The organism is Pseudomonas sp. R1-1, assembly GCF_051132135.1.
Taxonomy (GTDB): Bacteria; Pseudomonadota; Gammaproteobacteria; order Pseudomonadales; family Pseudomonadaceae; genus Aquipseudomonas.
Map to the genome: position 1 here is coordinate 841,281 of NZ_CP071663.1, position 14,574 is coordinate 855,854.

Below are 14,574 nucleotides of genomic sequence, written 5' to 3' on the forward strand. Positions count from 1 at the left end.
GACCGGACAAGTGAAAATCCAGATCGACAGGCTGGTCACCTGTGGGTCGAGGCGTTGACGGGCCGGATGTGTCAGGTGTTGGCGAAGGGCGTAGAGGACCCGTGTTTTTGCGCATGAAATTTCATTCCTTTGTGTGAATCAGCCTTCCATTGGCTGAAAGGGGTACCCGGTGCCTGGAGGCATAGCCGTGGGCGTCTTCAAGGTGCACTGCTGCAGCCATCCGTGCAGCAGTGCACCGTTATTGTCGGTTGATAATTATCAAGCGGTTGGCGTGGGCGTGATCAACAGATCTTCAGGCTCGATACGTACCTTCGGATCTGCGCCCAGGCTCCAGTGCTGCTTCGTCGAGCGGTAGACCAGCGTGCCGGTTTTTCCCTTGGCGCAGAGATGGGTCGCGTGCACGCTGGCGGCCAGTTCGTTGCGCAGTCGATGCGCGTCGAGATCCACCAGCAGTGCGGCGACGCTGGCGTAAGCGCTGGCATCGATGACATACAACTGAAGAACTTCGAACAGCAACGACACTTCGTAAATATGCCCCGCGGACGTCACCACGCTGACCGACTCGACCGGGGCGTCGTCGTCGACTGTCGGCAGTTCGATCACGGCGCTGCCGATGCGCAGGCGGTTGGTATCGAGGTCAATGTCATCGCGCTTGATCGTCTCCGTCATGGCGCTGGTGAAGATGTTCCAGACCGATGCGTTGGCGGTTTTGGCTGCGGCGCCCGGTGTTGACAGGCGCACGATCGAGTTGCTGGTCAGGTACACGTCGTACGTCGAACTTTGCCCGTGGAGCACATGAATGCCGGTGTGCGGCCCGGCGGGAATCACCACTTTGCTCGGGTGCGCCGGCAGTGCCAGTTTTTCTCCCGCCAGCGGCCGGGTGAACAGGTAATTGCCGGTACGCCGCTTCAGGCAACTGCGGGTGCTCTGGCTACGGGGGCCGGGGTTGCGGGCGTCGTCCTGGTAGTTCAGTTCCGGCACCTGCAGGCGGTATGAAACCTCATCCTGCAGAATCAGGACGATGTCCTGAGCAAGCAGCGGCGTGGTGACTTTCAGGCTGTTTCTGCCGCTGTAGCCGGTGGCTGCGGCGATAGGCTGAATGACCCCTTTGAAGGTCACGGTTTTATCCGGCAGATGCAGCGCCAGGTCGATGTCTTTGTAGGTCAGGTGAGTATTGCCGGAGACACCCTTGCGGATTTCGACTTCATGACTGACCACGACGTCCTTGATTTCGATGCTCTTGAAGTCGAGGTGAACCACGCGCGAAGTGCGTGTCGCATGGCGTTTGGCAACGAACTCGATATCGCCAGGCAGGCGCGACACATAATGCCGTTTGCGCCCCAGATCATTGATGTCCACCGTACCGCTACTGATGATCTCTGCGGTTGGGCTCGGTTTGCCGATGATGGTTATTGCGACATCGACACGTTCGATCAAGGCCTCGCCCGGTTTCGTTGGCAACAGTGCCAGCAACTCATATTCGTCCTGAGTCTTGAATACCAGCTTGGCGTTCTTCAACTGGCGCTCGCCGTCGATCCGTTGGTAGACGTTTTCAATGGTGAGGACATGCTCGGGATCGCTGCCGTCGACGCCGCGCAGGGAGCGCACCACCAGTGAGGTGTCGTTGATTTCCCAGTGCTGGATGACGTCCCGCGGCCAGCCAAACTCAATCAGGCTGGCGTGTTCGCCGTCTTCGATAATCGTGGTTCGCGCGCAGGTGTCGGCGATGTAATAGCGGTCCATGCCGCTACCGCCATTAACCCGACAATCGATGCCGCCGATGGCGATGGTGTCGTCGCCAGCGCCGGCATTGACCCGGTCGTAACCATTGGCGGCGATCCGGTTGGCTTCGTCGCTGCCGGTCACGCGACTGGTGCCTTTGCGCAGCGTCGAGACGTTTTCGATCGACGTCAGTTGGGCGACATGCACGGCGCCGATATCGACATCCAGCCCGCGCAGGCTGATCTTGCCGGTTTGCAGGTTGATGTCGTGTCCGAAGTGGGCAGTGTCGTCGAGTGGACGACTGCCTTCGAACGCCAGCGTGTCAGAACCGGCGCCGCCATCGAACACGTTCAGATGAGCCGGTTTGCTCGCCCGGTTGAGTTCGTCATGGGTCACTTCGTGGTAAAACGCGTCGCTCTTGGCACCGCCCGTCAGGGCCTTGTGGCCGGCGCGGAAGGAAAACATGTTGGGCTGATCGTCCACCCCGATCACACGGTCATTGCCATCGCCGAGGCGCCAGAACACCCCTTTGCCATCGCCCGCCGTGCCGGAAACCTTGCCTTCGAGGTCCGCTGGCAAGCCTTTGCCAGCGTCTATTTCATCGTCACCGTCGATGACCGCCGCGTGGCTATCGAGCTTGAACGGCTGTTCGCCAGCCTGCTCATTCCACTGGTAGCGCCAGAGTTCGACCGATTTGAGTTCGACCCGAAATGCGCCGTTGACCACGTGCTCAAGGGAGTGCTTGTAGGCGCCTTCGAGCATCTGTCGGGCAGACAATTGCAGTTGGTCCTGATGGTCGCGATAACCCTTGGAGACCTTGAAGCGGTCCATGACCTCCTTGTCCAGTTCCTTGCCGGTGAAGGCGAACCAGCCTGAGCGCAAGCGTTCGTGGGCGGTCAGCTCGATGTAGTCGTCGATGTCATCGACCACGCGCGCGGCCTGATAAATCATTGAAGCGGCGATCAAGACTCCGGCCGCGGCCAGGCCGAGAGGTCCCGCAACGCTGCCGAAGCCGGCCAGGGCCGCCACGCCCAGTGCGAGGCTGATGCCCGCGCCGGCAACACTCAGACCGCCGCTGACGTAGTGGTCTTGCGCCACCTTGCCGGAGGTTGCCGCTGCGGCATTGAACGATTTCACCGCATCTTTGATGTCGAAGGGCAGCGTGAGGATGCTGGCGAACATGCCGGCGCCGCGGCTCAGGAATTTGCCGACAGAAGTCCGCGGGAAATAACGGAAGATCATCCCGCCGTTACGGATCATTGCCTGGCCACCCTTGCTGAAGCCCTGCTCAACGATCAGCGAACCCAGCTCGGCGGCAATCGAGCCGCCCTGCAGCCACGCTTCCCCGGTTTCACCGTGTTTGATTGCATCCACCATGGCCATGTAACCGCTGTAGATGCCGAACGCTTGCATGCCGACACCGGCACCGCTCAGCAGATAGCTTTTGCCTCGACTGACCCAGCCTGGGGAGTTTTCAAAGGCGTCGACGCGCTGGATATCAAGCTTTTGCGCGGACCGACCCAAACGATTGAGACGCTCGAAGGAACTGCCGGATTCGATGGTGCCAGCGCGCACGAACAATTCCCCGGCATCGGGCGAGCGCTTGCAGCAGATTTCGAAAAACAGCATGGCAGGGGCGCCGCTGTCGGCGATGTCGGCGGAGCGCAAGCGTGCATGGACCTTCTCCGCATCGAAATTCAAACCGTCGAGAAAGGCTTGATCAACACTCTGCATGCCGGCATTCGCCGGGCTGATGGGTTGGCCGTGGACCGTTGCGCCGAGGGCCTGCAATTCGACGCGACTGGTCATGACTTCGCCAATGCGTAACGGGCCGAAATGTTTGTCGAGGCTGGCCAGCGTACGTCGGTAGGGTGCGTCCGGGTCCGCCGCAGTAGCCGAAGGTGGCGCAGTCAACCGAGCAGGCTGGCGCCCGAACGGGTTGGCTGAAGCACTGATTTGCTCCATGCCGAGGGCGCGGGCTTCGAGGGCGGCGAGGCTGGGTGTGATGAGTTTTGACACGGTATCAGTCCTTTAATGATGTGTTTGACCGGCTTCCATGCCGGGTGCTTCAGTGCAGGCCGTTGCGTACTCACGGCCAGGTAATGTCGTAGGCGAATTCGTTGCGGTTGCCGGAAAGCCTGACGATCGGCTTGGCTGCCGCTTCGGCGCTGTCGATCAAGCGGTCGTACTCCCAGGCATTGGCATGGCCGGCGCGGGTCGCGGCTTCGATCAGCTCGGCGCGGTCGCCGGCCTGCGCGGCGATGTCATCGATGCGGGCGGCTTTGGTCTGCGCTGAATTGAGCAGCCAGATGCGCTCGGCCGGCAAACCGCTGCGGGTGACTGAAATCAGCCCTTCGAAATCATCGGAAGGGAACCAGGTTGGCGGCGTGTCGCGGGCCGCCGAGTTGAACAGCATGTTTTCTTCATGCGGGACCACTTCCAGGCCGCGCGTGTCGAGGACGTAGAGAAACATCTCCTGTTGTTTAGAGCGGCTGCTGCGGTATTGGCGATCGTTGTCCCACGGAATCGGACTGGCCGGATCCGACCAGTCGGAGGACGTCGCGCTATCACTGTCACTCGCATCACTGACATCGCTGTCCGAGGACGATTCATCGGCGTCGCGCCCCGGATATTTGTTGGTCTGGCGCTCGTAACGCAGATATTCCGGGTCCGGTTGGCGTGCGTACATCTGGCCCTCGTTGAGGCTGAAGGTCGCGCTCAACGGTTTGTGCGTTGTTGCTCCCGGTTCGTGGTGATAACGCGGCAGCATGGTGCGGTCATCAGCCAGCTCGAACGGCGTGCGTTCATCACCGCGAAACAGCGCCGGGATGTCGGTGCGGTACAGGCAGTTGTTCTTGTTGCGCAGGTAGCCGAGCTTGCTCAGCAGGGCTTCACGGACCTCGTTGGTCAGGCTGCTTTGCGGGGCGTACCAGTCATGCCGGGCGTCGCGCTTGAGGTTGAGCTCGGTGGTGGCGTCGCGGCTCAATTGTTCGAGACGCTGCGCATTGCCGACATCCTCGGTCAGGCGCTTGTGCGCCTCGGTCCATTCCGGCATCGCCAGTGTGCTTTTGAGTGCCTGGCGCAGGCGGGTCAATTGGCTCGGTAGCAGGTTGTAGGCCTGCAGGAAGGTTTCACTTTGCGCACGGCTCATGCCTGGGTGCAGCCAGCGCAGGGCGTTATTCAGCAGATCGTTGTGCGGATTGGCGGTCTCTCGAGCTTCGACCCAGCCCGGTGGCTTGCCGCTGGATTGAGCTTCGGCGCGAAAACGGGTGATCTGCGGCCCTTCGATGCCGTACAGCATCCAGATTTCACGATCGGTCCAGGATTTCAGCTGCGCAGGTTCTGCACTGAAGCCAGCCGCTGGCGCAATGACCCGCACGGGGTTGCCGTATCTGTCCATGAAGGCGAACTGAGCGTCGGCGGGGTTGGTGCTCGGGAATGGCATGAACTCGTAATAACCCTGAGCGTCCGGCGAGCGCATCGTTTGCCGGTAAAACATCTGATTGATGTGCGTGCGAGTCGACGCCGGTCGCGGTTGCCTGGCGGCACTGGCCTCGGTGCCGGGCATGGCGGGGCGCTTATGCGCAGATGAGTCGAGCATTGATCGTTCGGCGCCGACTGCGGGAACTGCGCCGGGCTGTTCGGTCAGGCGCCAGGTCGAACGGCCGGCATTTTTGTACAGTCTGGGGCCGGAGGGGCTGCGCTCGGTCAGCAGTTTGCTGCGCCAGACGCCGTCATCATCGAGCCCGACATGGGCGGTTTCGACGCCGCCGGCGTATTCGACGTCGACGAAGCGCCGGCCGACGATCCAGCGGAAACCATCTTCATCGGCTGCTTGCATGCCGCGTAGAAATTCCGGTTGCAACCAGTATTGATCCACTGCGCCGGCTTGGCGGGGCAGCGCAGGGGTTTGCGTCGGCAGGGTAGTGATGGTGATGGCCGGGGCGGGCTCGGTATCGGCGCGGGCATCAATGTTTCGCGTGGTGCTGACGGGGTCGGCAAAACCGGGCAGCCGCCAGGTTGCAGAGGTGCCGGGCGAGGGCGCGGGAATCGGCGTGTCGGGTTGTCGAAGAGTGGCGGTGGGTTTGCGTGGCAGCTTTGGGCTCATGAATGACTCGAATCAATGGATCAGCAATACAGTCTCAACTTCAAAGTCTGATTAGTTGAAGTGTTTTGATGATCGAAGTTATTGAATTTGACGAGTCAATCTAATGCTTTTTCTTAAGTGCGGAATTGCTTATCGCAGTGTGCAGGGGTTGAATTGTGTTACCCGGTTTTTTCAAATATTTACAGGTGGGAAAGTTGCCGTGTTGTTGCGCGAAAATTTACGAGCAATGAGAAAGTTTGAATAAGTTAATCGCGCTGCCCTTGTCGGAACTTTCCGAAAAGAGCAGGGCTAGAAAATAACGCTTGTGCAGTTTCAATCAATAAGCGTAACGCAGCAGCGTATGTGGAAGATGGCGCAGCACGAAGAAACCGAACATCGCCAGCATCGCCGGCAGGACCAGCCACCAGACTTTGAAAGGCATCGCATTAAGCGAGGTCGAACGCTGACTCAGCCACAGGCTCGCCGCGCACAGGCAACTGGCGAGCATGGCGCCGGCCAGCACATCGGTCGGCCAGTGCGCGCCCAGATACACTCGCGACAGGGCAATGGCCAGCGCCGGTATGCAACCGATCAGCAACCAGGTCAGGCGCATGCGCGGCGGCTGGCCGCGACCGGCCAAAACCGCGAGGCTCAGAAACAGCGCGAACGCGCCGGAGGCGTGGCCGCTGGGCATGCTGTAAGTGGTCAGCGGATCGCTCAGCACTTCCGGGCGTACCCGGGCGAAGAAGTATTTGGTGCCGGTGTTGGCCAGCGCCGTGACCAGCAGCGTAGCGCCGGTAAACAGTGCGTGGCGCCATTGCTTGCACACCAGCAGCAGGATGACCAGCAAGGCGCTGAACATCAGCATGTTGCGGAATTCGCCGATCAGAGTCAGCGTCACCGCGATCTCGTCGAGCGCCGGCTGTCGATGTTCCTGGACCAAGGTCATCACGCCCTGGTCGAGCGCCGTGAGGTAGGGATAGCCGATGAACAGACCGATCAGGATCAGCAGGCTCATGCTGCCGATCCACAGCGTGGCGCGGCGATGGCGGCGCAAGCTGCTGTTGACGCTCATCCCCACCATGACGGCAATGCTGGCAGCGACGATCCCGGCTTCGAGCCAGAAGCCCTCGGGCAGCGGCAAGCGGAACGCCGCGCCGGTGGCCCAGCCCGGCAGCAGGTAGGCGAGGCTCCAGCCGGCCGCAGCGAGCAGGCTGACCGCAATAAAACGTGGGAACGGCATGTCGCACATGCCTGCCACCATCGGCAGCATCGGTCGTAACGGGCCGATAAATCGCCCGACCAAGAGGCTGGCGATCCCGTATCGATGAAAATACGACTCGGCGCCGGCCATCCACTCCGGATGGCTGCGCAGCCCCGGCAGGCGACGGATGTTCTGGTGAAAATGCCGACCGAGAAAATACGAAATCAGATCGCCGAGAATGCCGCCGAGAAAGCCCAGGAGCAGGGTTTCGCTCAACGACAGCGCGCCGCTGCCGGCCAGAACCGCGACGGCAAACAGCAGAACGGTGCCTGGCACGATCAGTCCGGCGATCGCCAGGCATTCCACCAGCGCCACAAGGAACACCGCCGCCGCCAGCCACTGTGGATTGGCCGCCAGCCAACCGGTCACGCTATCGAGCCATGGGCCCATACAGAAAAACTCCATTGATTCTCAATTGATATTCGGGGCTGACTACTCACCTGTGGGAGCGAGCCTGCTCGCGAATGCGGAATGTCAGACGATTAAAATTGTCCGGCAGACCTCTTCGGGAGCAGGCTCGCTCCCACAGGCGGATATCATTTATTCGCGCAATCGACGCTGGCTCCAGGCAACAGAAAATAATCCCGGCCTTCGACCTGGCCCCGGCGCAGCGGGTTCCGCGTGCACCATTGTGCGTAGGCCGCATCGACGAAGCGGTACATCAGGTGCTCGTCTCGTCCAAGCGGAATGCCCAGACGAGTCGTTTGAATAATGTGTGAGGGCGCGGGACCGGTGTCTTCCACCAATAACAGTTGATGGTCGAAACGCTTGGCATCCCACATCGGTACTTTCAGCCCGAGTGCCTTGCACAGCAATGTCTGCCCGGCGCAAAGCTTCTGCGCTGGGCGGGCGCGACCCTGAGCGTCGGGGTTGTTCAGGAGCATTTGTGCCATGCTCGCCGGACCGCTGATTTCATCGACCCATGGATACGCCGATTTGATCAGCACGGCGTTGCCCGGGCCCTGCGCGCTGAAGTTCAGCGAATCGCCGCCACGGGCGTAGTACATATAGATGTGCCCGCCATCCAGAAACAAAGCCTTACGCTTTTCCGTGTACCCGAGTGAGGCATGGCTGCCTTTTTCGGCGCAGTAATAGGCTTCGGTTTCGATGATCCGCGCGCTCAGCCACAGATCGCCGACGCGATGGCGGATGACTTTGCCGAGCAGATCCTGCGCCAGTACCTGGGCGTCACGCTCGAAAAAGCTGTCCGGCAGGCCCACGGGCAGGCGTGTGGGCTGAGAGTGTTGAGGCTCGTTGCTCATGATGGGCACGGTTGATCCAGGCTCAAGAGGCCGTGATGATAACAATGCTGAGCTTAATTACGTCTGAACGATGGCCATTCGAGGCTCATTTTGACCATCCGCCCGTCACCGCTGTTAGTCGGGGGACGTGACAGCTATAATCTGCCGCTTTCCTCTTTGCCAAGACCCCAGCAGACCATGACTGAGTCCGTTCTTGACTACATGACCCGATTGGGTCGCGCCGCCCGCAGCGCTTCCCGGGTCATCGGCCGTGCCAGCACCGCGCAGAAGAACCGCGCCCTGCAGGCGACCGCCAATGCTCTGGATGCGGCGCGTGCCGAGCTGGCTGCAGCCAATGAACAGGACTTGGCCGCCGGCCGCGCCAATGGCCTGGAGCCTGCGTTGCTGGAACGTCTGGAACTGACCCCGGCACGCATCGACGGGATGATCGTCGGTTTGCGGCAGGTCGCTGCGCTGCCGGATCCGGTCGGCGCGATCCGTGACATGAGCTTCCGTCCGTCGGGGATTCAGGTCGGCAAGATGCGCGTGCCGTTGGGCGTGATCGGGATCATTTACGAATCCCGGCCCAACGTGACTATCGACGCCGCCAGCCTGTGCCTCAAGTCCGGCAACGCGACGATTCTGCGTGGCGGCTCCGAAGCGATCCATTCCAACCGGGCGATTGCTGCGTGCATTCAACGCGGTCTGGCCGAGGCCGAATTGCCCGCCGCCGTGGTGCAAGTGGTAGAAACTACCGACCGTGCCGCCGTCGGCGCGATGATCAGCATGCCCGAATACGTCGACGTGATCGTGCCGCGCGGTGGCCGTGGCCTGATCGAACGCATCAGCCGCGATGCCCGCGTACCGGTGATCAAGCATCTGGACGGCATCTGCCACGTGTATGTCAGCGAGCACGCCGATCTGGGCAAAGCCCAGCGCATTGTCTTCAACGCCAAGACTTATCGTTATGGCATCTGCGGGGCGATGGAGACCTTGCTGGTCGATCAGACGGTTGCGCAGGATTTCCTGCCGGCGATGGCCGCGCAATTCCGCGAAAAAGGTGTCGAACTGCGCGGCTGCGAGCGCACCCGAGCGATCATCGAAGCCGTAGCAGCCACCGAGGACGACTGGAGCAGTGAATACCTGGCGCCGATTCTGTCGATCCGCGTGGTCGACGGGCTGGATCAGGCCATCGAACACATCAACCATTACGGCTCTCACCACACCGACTCGATCGTCAGCGAAAACCTCGCCGACACCCGGCGCTTCGTGGCGGAAGTCGACTCGGCCTCGGTGATGATCAACACGCCGACCTGCTTTGCCGATGGATTTGAATACGGATTGGGTGCCGAGATCGGCATTTCTACTGATAAGCTGCACGCCCGCGGCCCGGTGGGCCTCGAAGGTCTGACCTGCGAGAAGTACATTGTGGTCGGTGATGGCCAGTTGCGCGGCCAGGCGACGGTCTGACTTGACCGACCTCGACCTGACAGCGCCGCACACCGGCAGCGAGTCGCGCCCACGACGCATCGGCGTTCTGGGCGGCACGTTCGACCCGGTGCACATCGGCCATTTGCGCGGCGCGCTGGAAGTCGCCGAGGCGCTGGCGCTCGATGAGCTGCGCATGCTGCCCAGCGCGCGTCCGCCGCACCGCGGTACGCCGCAGGTGTCGGCGCAGGATCGGCTGGCCATGGTCGAGTGTGCGGTGGCCGGTTTGCCGCCGTTGATGGTGGACGCCCGCGAATTGCAGCGGGACAAGCCGTCCTGGACCATCGATACCCTGGAGTCGCTGCGCGCAGAGATGCCCGCCGAGACCCAGGTTTTTCTGCTTTTGGGCTGGGACGCATTTTGCGGCCTGCCCACTTGGCACCGCTGGGAAGAGTTGCTCCAGCATTGCCACATCCTGGTGCTACAGCGCCCGGACGCCGACAGCGAACCGCCGGATGCCTTGCGCAACCTGCTGGCAGCGCGTTCGGTGAGCGACCCGCTGGCCCTGAAAGGGCCGAGCGGACAGATTGCATTCGTCTGGCAGACACCGCTCGCGGTTTCCGCCACCCAGATCCGTCAACTGCTGGCCAGCGGTAAGTCGGTACGTTTCCTGGTGCCCGACGCGGTCCTGGCCTACATCGATGCGCACGGTCTGTACCGTGCGTCGAACTGAACAAGGCGTGCTTCACGGATACGAATCACCGTATCCCCAAGCCGCCGAATACATGAGCAAAACGAGTTTCATATGACTGATAAAGATCTACCGAAAGTAAAGCGCAAAGGCACGTTCAAGAGCGCGCCACTGCCGGAAGCCGTCAACACCAACGAGCCGCTCAAGGGCGACGAACTGGTCAAGATTGCCGTCGCTGCGCTGGAAGACGTCAAGGCCCAGGACATCCAGATCATCGATGTGCGCGACAAGCAGAGCATCACTGACTACATGATCATCGCCACCGGTACCTCCAATCGCCAGATCAACGCGATGCTCGACAAGGTTCGCGAGGAAGTGAAAAAGCAGGGCGCCAAGCCGCTGGGCGAAGAAGGCAAGGGCGACAGCGACTGGGTGCTGCTCGACCTCGATCTGGTGATCGTGCACATGATGACCGCCTCGGCGCGTCAGTTCTACGATCTGGAGCGCCTGTGGGCCGGTGCCGAGCAAAGCCGTGCTGCCGATGCCAAGCACCACAGCCCGGAAAACACCCACGAGCATTTCACCAAGCTCAACAAAGACCAGTTCTAAGGGATTGCTGTGCGACTGCGCCTGATCGCCGTCGGTTCACGCATGCCCAAGTGGGTGGAAGAAGGCTGGCATGAATATGCCAAGCGTCTTCCGTCCGAGCTGGCGCTGGAACTGGTGGAAATTCCGCTCAATACCCGTGGCAAGAATGCCGACGTGGCCCGTTTCATCCGCCAGGAAGGCGAAGCCATGCTGGCCAAGGTCGGGCACAACGAGCGGATCGTCACGCTGGAAGTTCACGGCAAGCCCTGGAGCACCGAGCAACTGGCGGTCGAACTCGATCGCTGGCGGCTGGACTCGCGCACGGTCAATTTCATGGTCGGTGGTCCCGAGGGGCTGGCGCCGGAAGTCTGCGCCCGTGCCGATCAGCGCTGGTCCTTGTCGCCGCTGACGTTGCCGCATCCGTTGGTGCGCATCCTCATCGGCGAACAGTTGTATCGTGCCTGGACCGTGTTGTCCGGTCACCCTTACCACAAGTAAGCCTGCCCTCATGTCTCAGCCGATCCGCATCAAGGACCACGAAAAGGACGCCCGCCTGGTGCGCAGCCGCGTCGTGTTCGGGGCCATCACGGTGATGTTGCTGATCGTTGTGCTGATAGCGCGGTTGTATTACTTGCAGGTGATCCAGTACGAATATCACTCGACCTTGTCGGAGAACAACCGCGTCCATGTGCAGCCGATACCGCCCACGCGCGGGCTGATTTTCGATCGCAACGGCGTGGTGGTCGCGGACAACCGCCCAAGCTTCAGCCTGAGCATGACCCGCGAGCGCTCCGGCGACTGGCAGCAGGTGCTCGACGTCATCGTCGAAGTGCTGGAGCTGACGCCCGAGGACCGGGTGATCTTCGAGAAGCGCATGCGGCAGGGGCGCCGACCGTTCGAGCCGGTGCCGATCCTGTTCGAGCTGAGCGAAGAGCAGATTGCCCGCATCGCGGTAAACCAGTTCCGCCTGCCGGGCGTCGAGGTGGTCGCGCAACTGGTCCGTCACTATCCGCAGGGCGCGCATTTTGCGCATTCGGTGGGCTACATGGGACGGATCAACGAGAAAGAGCTGAAGAGCCTCGATCCGGTCAACTACAGCGGCACCCACCACATCGGCAAAACCGGCATCGAGCGTTTCTACGAGCCGGAATTGCACGGGCAGGTCGGTTACGAGGAAGTCGAGACCAACGCCCGGGGCCGCGTTTTGCGCGTGCTCAAACGCACCGATCCGATTCCCGGCAAGGACATCGTCCTGAGTCTGGACATCAAGTTGCAGGAAGCCGCCGAGGCCGCGCTGGGCGGGCGGCGGGGCGCGGTGGTAGCGCTCGATCCGAAGACCGGTGAAGTGCTGGCGATGGTCAGTCAGCCGAGTTTCGACCCCAACCTGTTCGTCACCGGGATCAGCTTCAAGGCTTATGCTGAATTACGCGATTCCATCGACCGGCCGCTGTTCAACCGCGTGCTGCGCGGCCTGTACCCGCCGGGCTCGACGATCAAACCGGCGGTGGCGATCGCCGGCCTTGATGCCGGCGTCGTCACGGCGTCGAGCCGGGTGTTCGACCCGGGCTATTACATGCTGCCCAACTACGACCACAAGTACCGCAACTGGAACCGCACCGGGGACGGCTTCGTCGACCTCGACACGGCGATCATGCGGTCCAACGACACCTACTTCTATGACTTGGCACACAAGCTCGGCATCGATCGGCTGTCGGCGTACATGAACAAGTTCGGCATCGGCCAGAAAGTCTCGCTGGACATGTTCGAAGAATCCCCCGGCCTGATGCCGTCGCGTGAATGGAAGCGGGCGACCCGCAAACAGGCATGGTTCCCCGGCGAAACCCTGATTCTCGGGATCGGCCAGGGCTACATGCAATCGACACCGCTGCAACTGGCCCAGGCCACGGCACTGGTGGCCAACAAAGGCATCTGGAACCGTCCGCACCTGGCCAAGTCGCTTGACGGGGTCAAGCCTGTGGATGACAACCCGATGCCGAACATCGTGCTGCGCGATCCGTCCGACTGGAACAAGGTCAACCACGGCATGCAGCAGGTGATGCACGGCGCCCGCGGCACCGCGCGTAAAGCGGCGATCGGTGCGCAATACCGCATCGCCGGCAAGTCGGGTACCGCCCAGGTCGTGGCGATCAAGCAGGGCGAGAAATACGACCGCTCCAAGGTCCAGGAACGCCACCGCGACCACGCCTTGTTCGTCGGCTTTGCTCCGGCCGAAGATCCGAAAATCGTCGTGTCGGTGATGGTCGAGAACGGTGAGTCCGGTTCCGGCGTCGCTGCGCCAGTGGTGCGTCAGGTCATGGATGCCTGGCTGCTCGATCAGGACGGACATTTGAAGGCCGAGTACGCCAGCCCAATCACTGCGGAGGCCACGGCCCGTGATGAATAACTTCGATCGCATGCTCTCCAGTGAGGATGTGATGCGTCGCCGTGCGACGTTGCTGCAAAGACTTCACATTGATGGCCCGCTGCTGATCCTGCTGCTGATCCTCGCCGCCGGCAGCCTGTTCGTGCTGTATTCGGCCAGCGGCAAGAGCTGGGATCTGCTGGGCAAACAGGCGACGTCGTTCGGCATCGGCCTGGTGGCGATGATTGTCATTGCCCAGTTCGAACCGCGGTTCATGGCCCGTTGGGTGCCGCTCGGTTATGTCATTGGCGTGGTGTTGCTGCTGGTGGTGGACATCATGGGCCACAACGCCATGGGCGCCACACGCTGGATCAACATCCCCGGGGTGATCCGCTTCCAGCCTTCGGAATTCATGAAAATCCTCATGCCGGCGACTATCGCCTGGTACTTGTCCAAGCGCACCTTGCCGCCGCAACTCAAGCATGTCGGTATCAGCCTGATGCTGATCGGCGTGCCGTTCGCGCTGATCGTGCGTCAGCCCGATCTCGGCACCTCGCTGTTGATTCTTGCCGGCGGCGCTTTTGTGCTGTTCATGGGCGGGTTGCGCTGGCGCTGGATCCTCAGCGTGCTGGCGGCGGCGGTGCCGGTGTCGGTGGCAATGTGGTTTTTCGTCATGCACGACTACCAGAAGCAGCGCGTGCTGACCTTCCTCGATCCGGAAAGCGATCCGCTGGGCACCGGCTGGAACATCATCCAGTCGAAAGCCGCGATCGGTTCCGGCGGTGTCTTCGGCAAAGGCTGGTTGCTCGGCACCCAGTCACACCTGGACTTCCTGCCGGAAAGCCATACCGACTTCATCATTGCCGTACTCGGTGAAGAGTTCGGGCTGGTCGGCATTTGCGCGCTGTTGCTGATTTATCTGCTGCTGATCGGACGCGGGCTGGTGATCACCGCTCAGGCGCAAACCCTGTTCGGCAAATTGCTCGCCGGGGCGTTGACCATGACATTTTTTGTTTACGTTTTCGTCAACATCGGTATGGTCAGTGGCCTGTTGCCGGTCGTAGGGGTGCCGTTGCCGTTCATTAGCTACGGAGGAACTTCGCTGGTGACACTGCTGTCAGCGTTTGGGGTTTTGATGTCGATCCATACCCATCGCAAGTGGATCGCACAGGTTTGAATAAGGTGAACAGT

10 protein-coding genes are annotated in these 14,574 nt (G+C 61.4%); 6 read left to right on the plus strand and 4 right to left on the minus strand.

The annotated features are described in order from the left end of the window. Window positions 1-258: 258 nt before the first annotated feature. The 4 genes from J3P75_RS03945 to J3P75_RS03960 form a co-directional block, all read right to left on the minus strand. Complete coding sequence (locus J3P75_RS03945) at window positions 259-3,741, minus strand: calcium-binding protein (RefSeq protein WP_434709389.1); 3,483 nt, start codon at window positions 3,739-3,741, stop codon at window positions 259-261. A gap of 70 nt (window positions 3,742-3,811) precedes the next feature. Then, complete coding sequence (locus J3P75_RS03950) at window positions 3,812-5,830, minus strand: hypothetical protein (RefSeq protein ID WP_434709390.1); 2,019 nt, start codon at window positions 5,828-5,830, stop codon at window positions 3,812-3,814. A 316-nt stretch (window positions 5,831-6,146) separates the two neighbouring features. Next, on the minus strand, window positions 6,147-7,463 hold the full coding sequence (locus J3P75_RS03955) for a bifunctional DedA family/phosphatase PAP2 family protein (protein ID WP_434709391.1): 1,317 nt from the start codon (window positions 7,461-7,463) through the stop codon (window positions 6,147-6,149). A 146-nt stretch (window positions 7,464-7,609) separates the two neighbouring features. After that, window positions 7,610-8,335: a DNA-3-methyladenine glycosylase gene (locus tag J3P75_RS03960; protein WP_434709392.1), complete on the minus strand. Its 726-nt coding sequence runs from the start codon at window positions 8,333-8,335 to the stop codon at window positions 7,610-7,612. A 177-nt stretch (window positions 8,336-8,512) separates the two neighbouring features. On the opposite strand from J3P75_RS03960, the gene J3P75_RS03965 reads away from it, so the two are divergent. The 6 genes from J3P75_RS03965 to rodA all read left to right on the plus strand — a co-directional run bounded on the left by J3P75_RS03965 (window position 8,513) and on the right by rodA (window position 14,560). Next, the gene (locus J3P75_RS03965; protein ID WP_434709393.1) at window positions 8,513-9,784 is read left to right on the plus strand and encodes a glutamate-5-semialdehyde dehydrogenase; all 1,272 of its coding nucleotides are present in this window, start codon (window positions 8,513-8,515) and stop codon (window positions 9,782-9,784) included. Beyond that, entirely contained in the window at window positions 9,753-10,475 is a 723-nt protein-coding gene (gene nadD, locus J3P75_RS03970; protein WP_434709394.1) for a nicotinate-nucleotide adenylyltransferase, read from the plus strand. Before J3P75_RS03965 ends, nadD begins: the two co-directional genes overlap by 32 nt. Before the next feature lie 72 nt (window positions 10,476-10,547). Further along, complete coding sequence (gene rsfS, locus J3P75_RS03975) at window positions 10,548-11,042, plus strand: ribosome silencing factor (RefSeq protein WP_016773024.1); 495 nt, start codon at window positions 10,548-10,550, stop codon at window positions 11,040-11,042. A 9-nt stretch (window positions 11,043-11,051) separates the two neighbouring features. Continuing rightward, window positions 11,052-11,519 (plus strand): 23S rRNA (pseudouridine(1915)-N(3))-methyltransferase RlmH, encoded by a 468-nt coding sequence (gene rlmH, locus J3P75_RS03980; protein ID WP_011063671.1) that lies wholly within the window; start codon window positions 11,052-11,054, stop codon window positions 11,517-11,519. Between the two features lie 10 nt (window positions 11,520-11,529). Then, window positions 11,530-13,425, plus strand: coding sequence for a penicillin-binding protein 2 (gene mrdA, locus J3P75_RS03985; RefSeq protein ID WP_434595221.1), 1,896 nt, complete (start codon window positions 11,530-11,532; stop codon window positions 13,423-13,425). A 31-nt stretch (window positions 13,426-13,456) separates the two neighbouring features. Next, entirely contained in the window at window positions 13,457-14,560 is a 1,104-nt protein-coding gene (gene rodA, locus J3P75_RS03990; protein WP_167359939.1) for a rod shape-determining protein RodA, read from the plus strand. Window positions 14,561-14,574: the final 14 nt, after the last annotated feature.

What these genes read in the sequence shown, in the direction of transcription:
- J3P75_RS03950 (WP_434709390.1), bottom strand. Translation starts at nt 5,830, where the DNA reads ATGAGCCCAAAGCTGCCACGCAAACCCACCGCCACTCTTCGACAACCC.
- J3P75_RS03955 (WP_434709391.1), bottom strand. Translation starts at nt 7,463, where the DNA reads ATGGGCCCATGGCTCGATAGCGTGACCGGTTGGCTGGCGGCCAATCCA.
- J3P75_RS03960 (WP_434709392.1), bottom strand. Translation starts at nt 8,335, where the DNA reads ATGAGCAACGAGCCTCAACACTCTCAGCCCACACGCCTGCCCGTGGGC.
- J3P75_RS03965 (WP_434709393.1), top strand. Translation starts at nt 8,513, where the DNA reads ATGACTGAGTCCGTTCTTGACTACATGACCCGATTGGGTCGCGCCGCC.
- nadD (WP_434709394.1), top strand. Translation starts at nt 9,753, where the DNA reads ATGGCCAGTTGCGCGGCCAGGCGACGGTCTGACTTGACCGACCTCGAC.
- rsfS (WP_016773024.1), top strand. Translation starts at nt 10,548, where the DNA reads ATGACTGATAAAGATCTACCGAAAGTAAAGCGCAAAGGCACGTTCAAG.
- mrdA (WP_434595221.1), top strand. Translation starts at nt 11,530, where the DNA reads ATGTCTCAGCCGATCCGCATCAAGGACCACGAAAAGGACGCCCGCCTG.
- rodA (WP_167359939.1), top strand. Translation starts at nt 13,457, where the DNA reads ATGCGTCGCCGTGCGACGTTGCTGCAAAGACTTCACATTGATGGCCCG.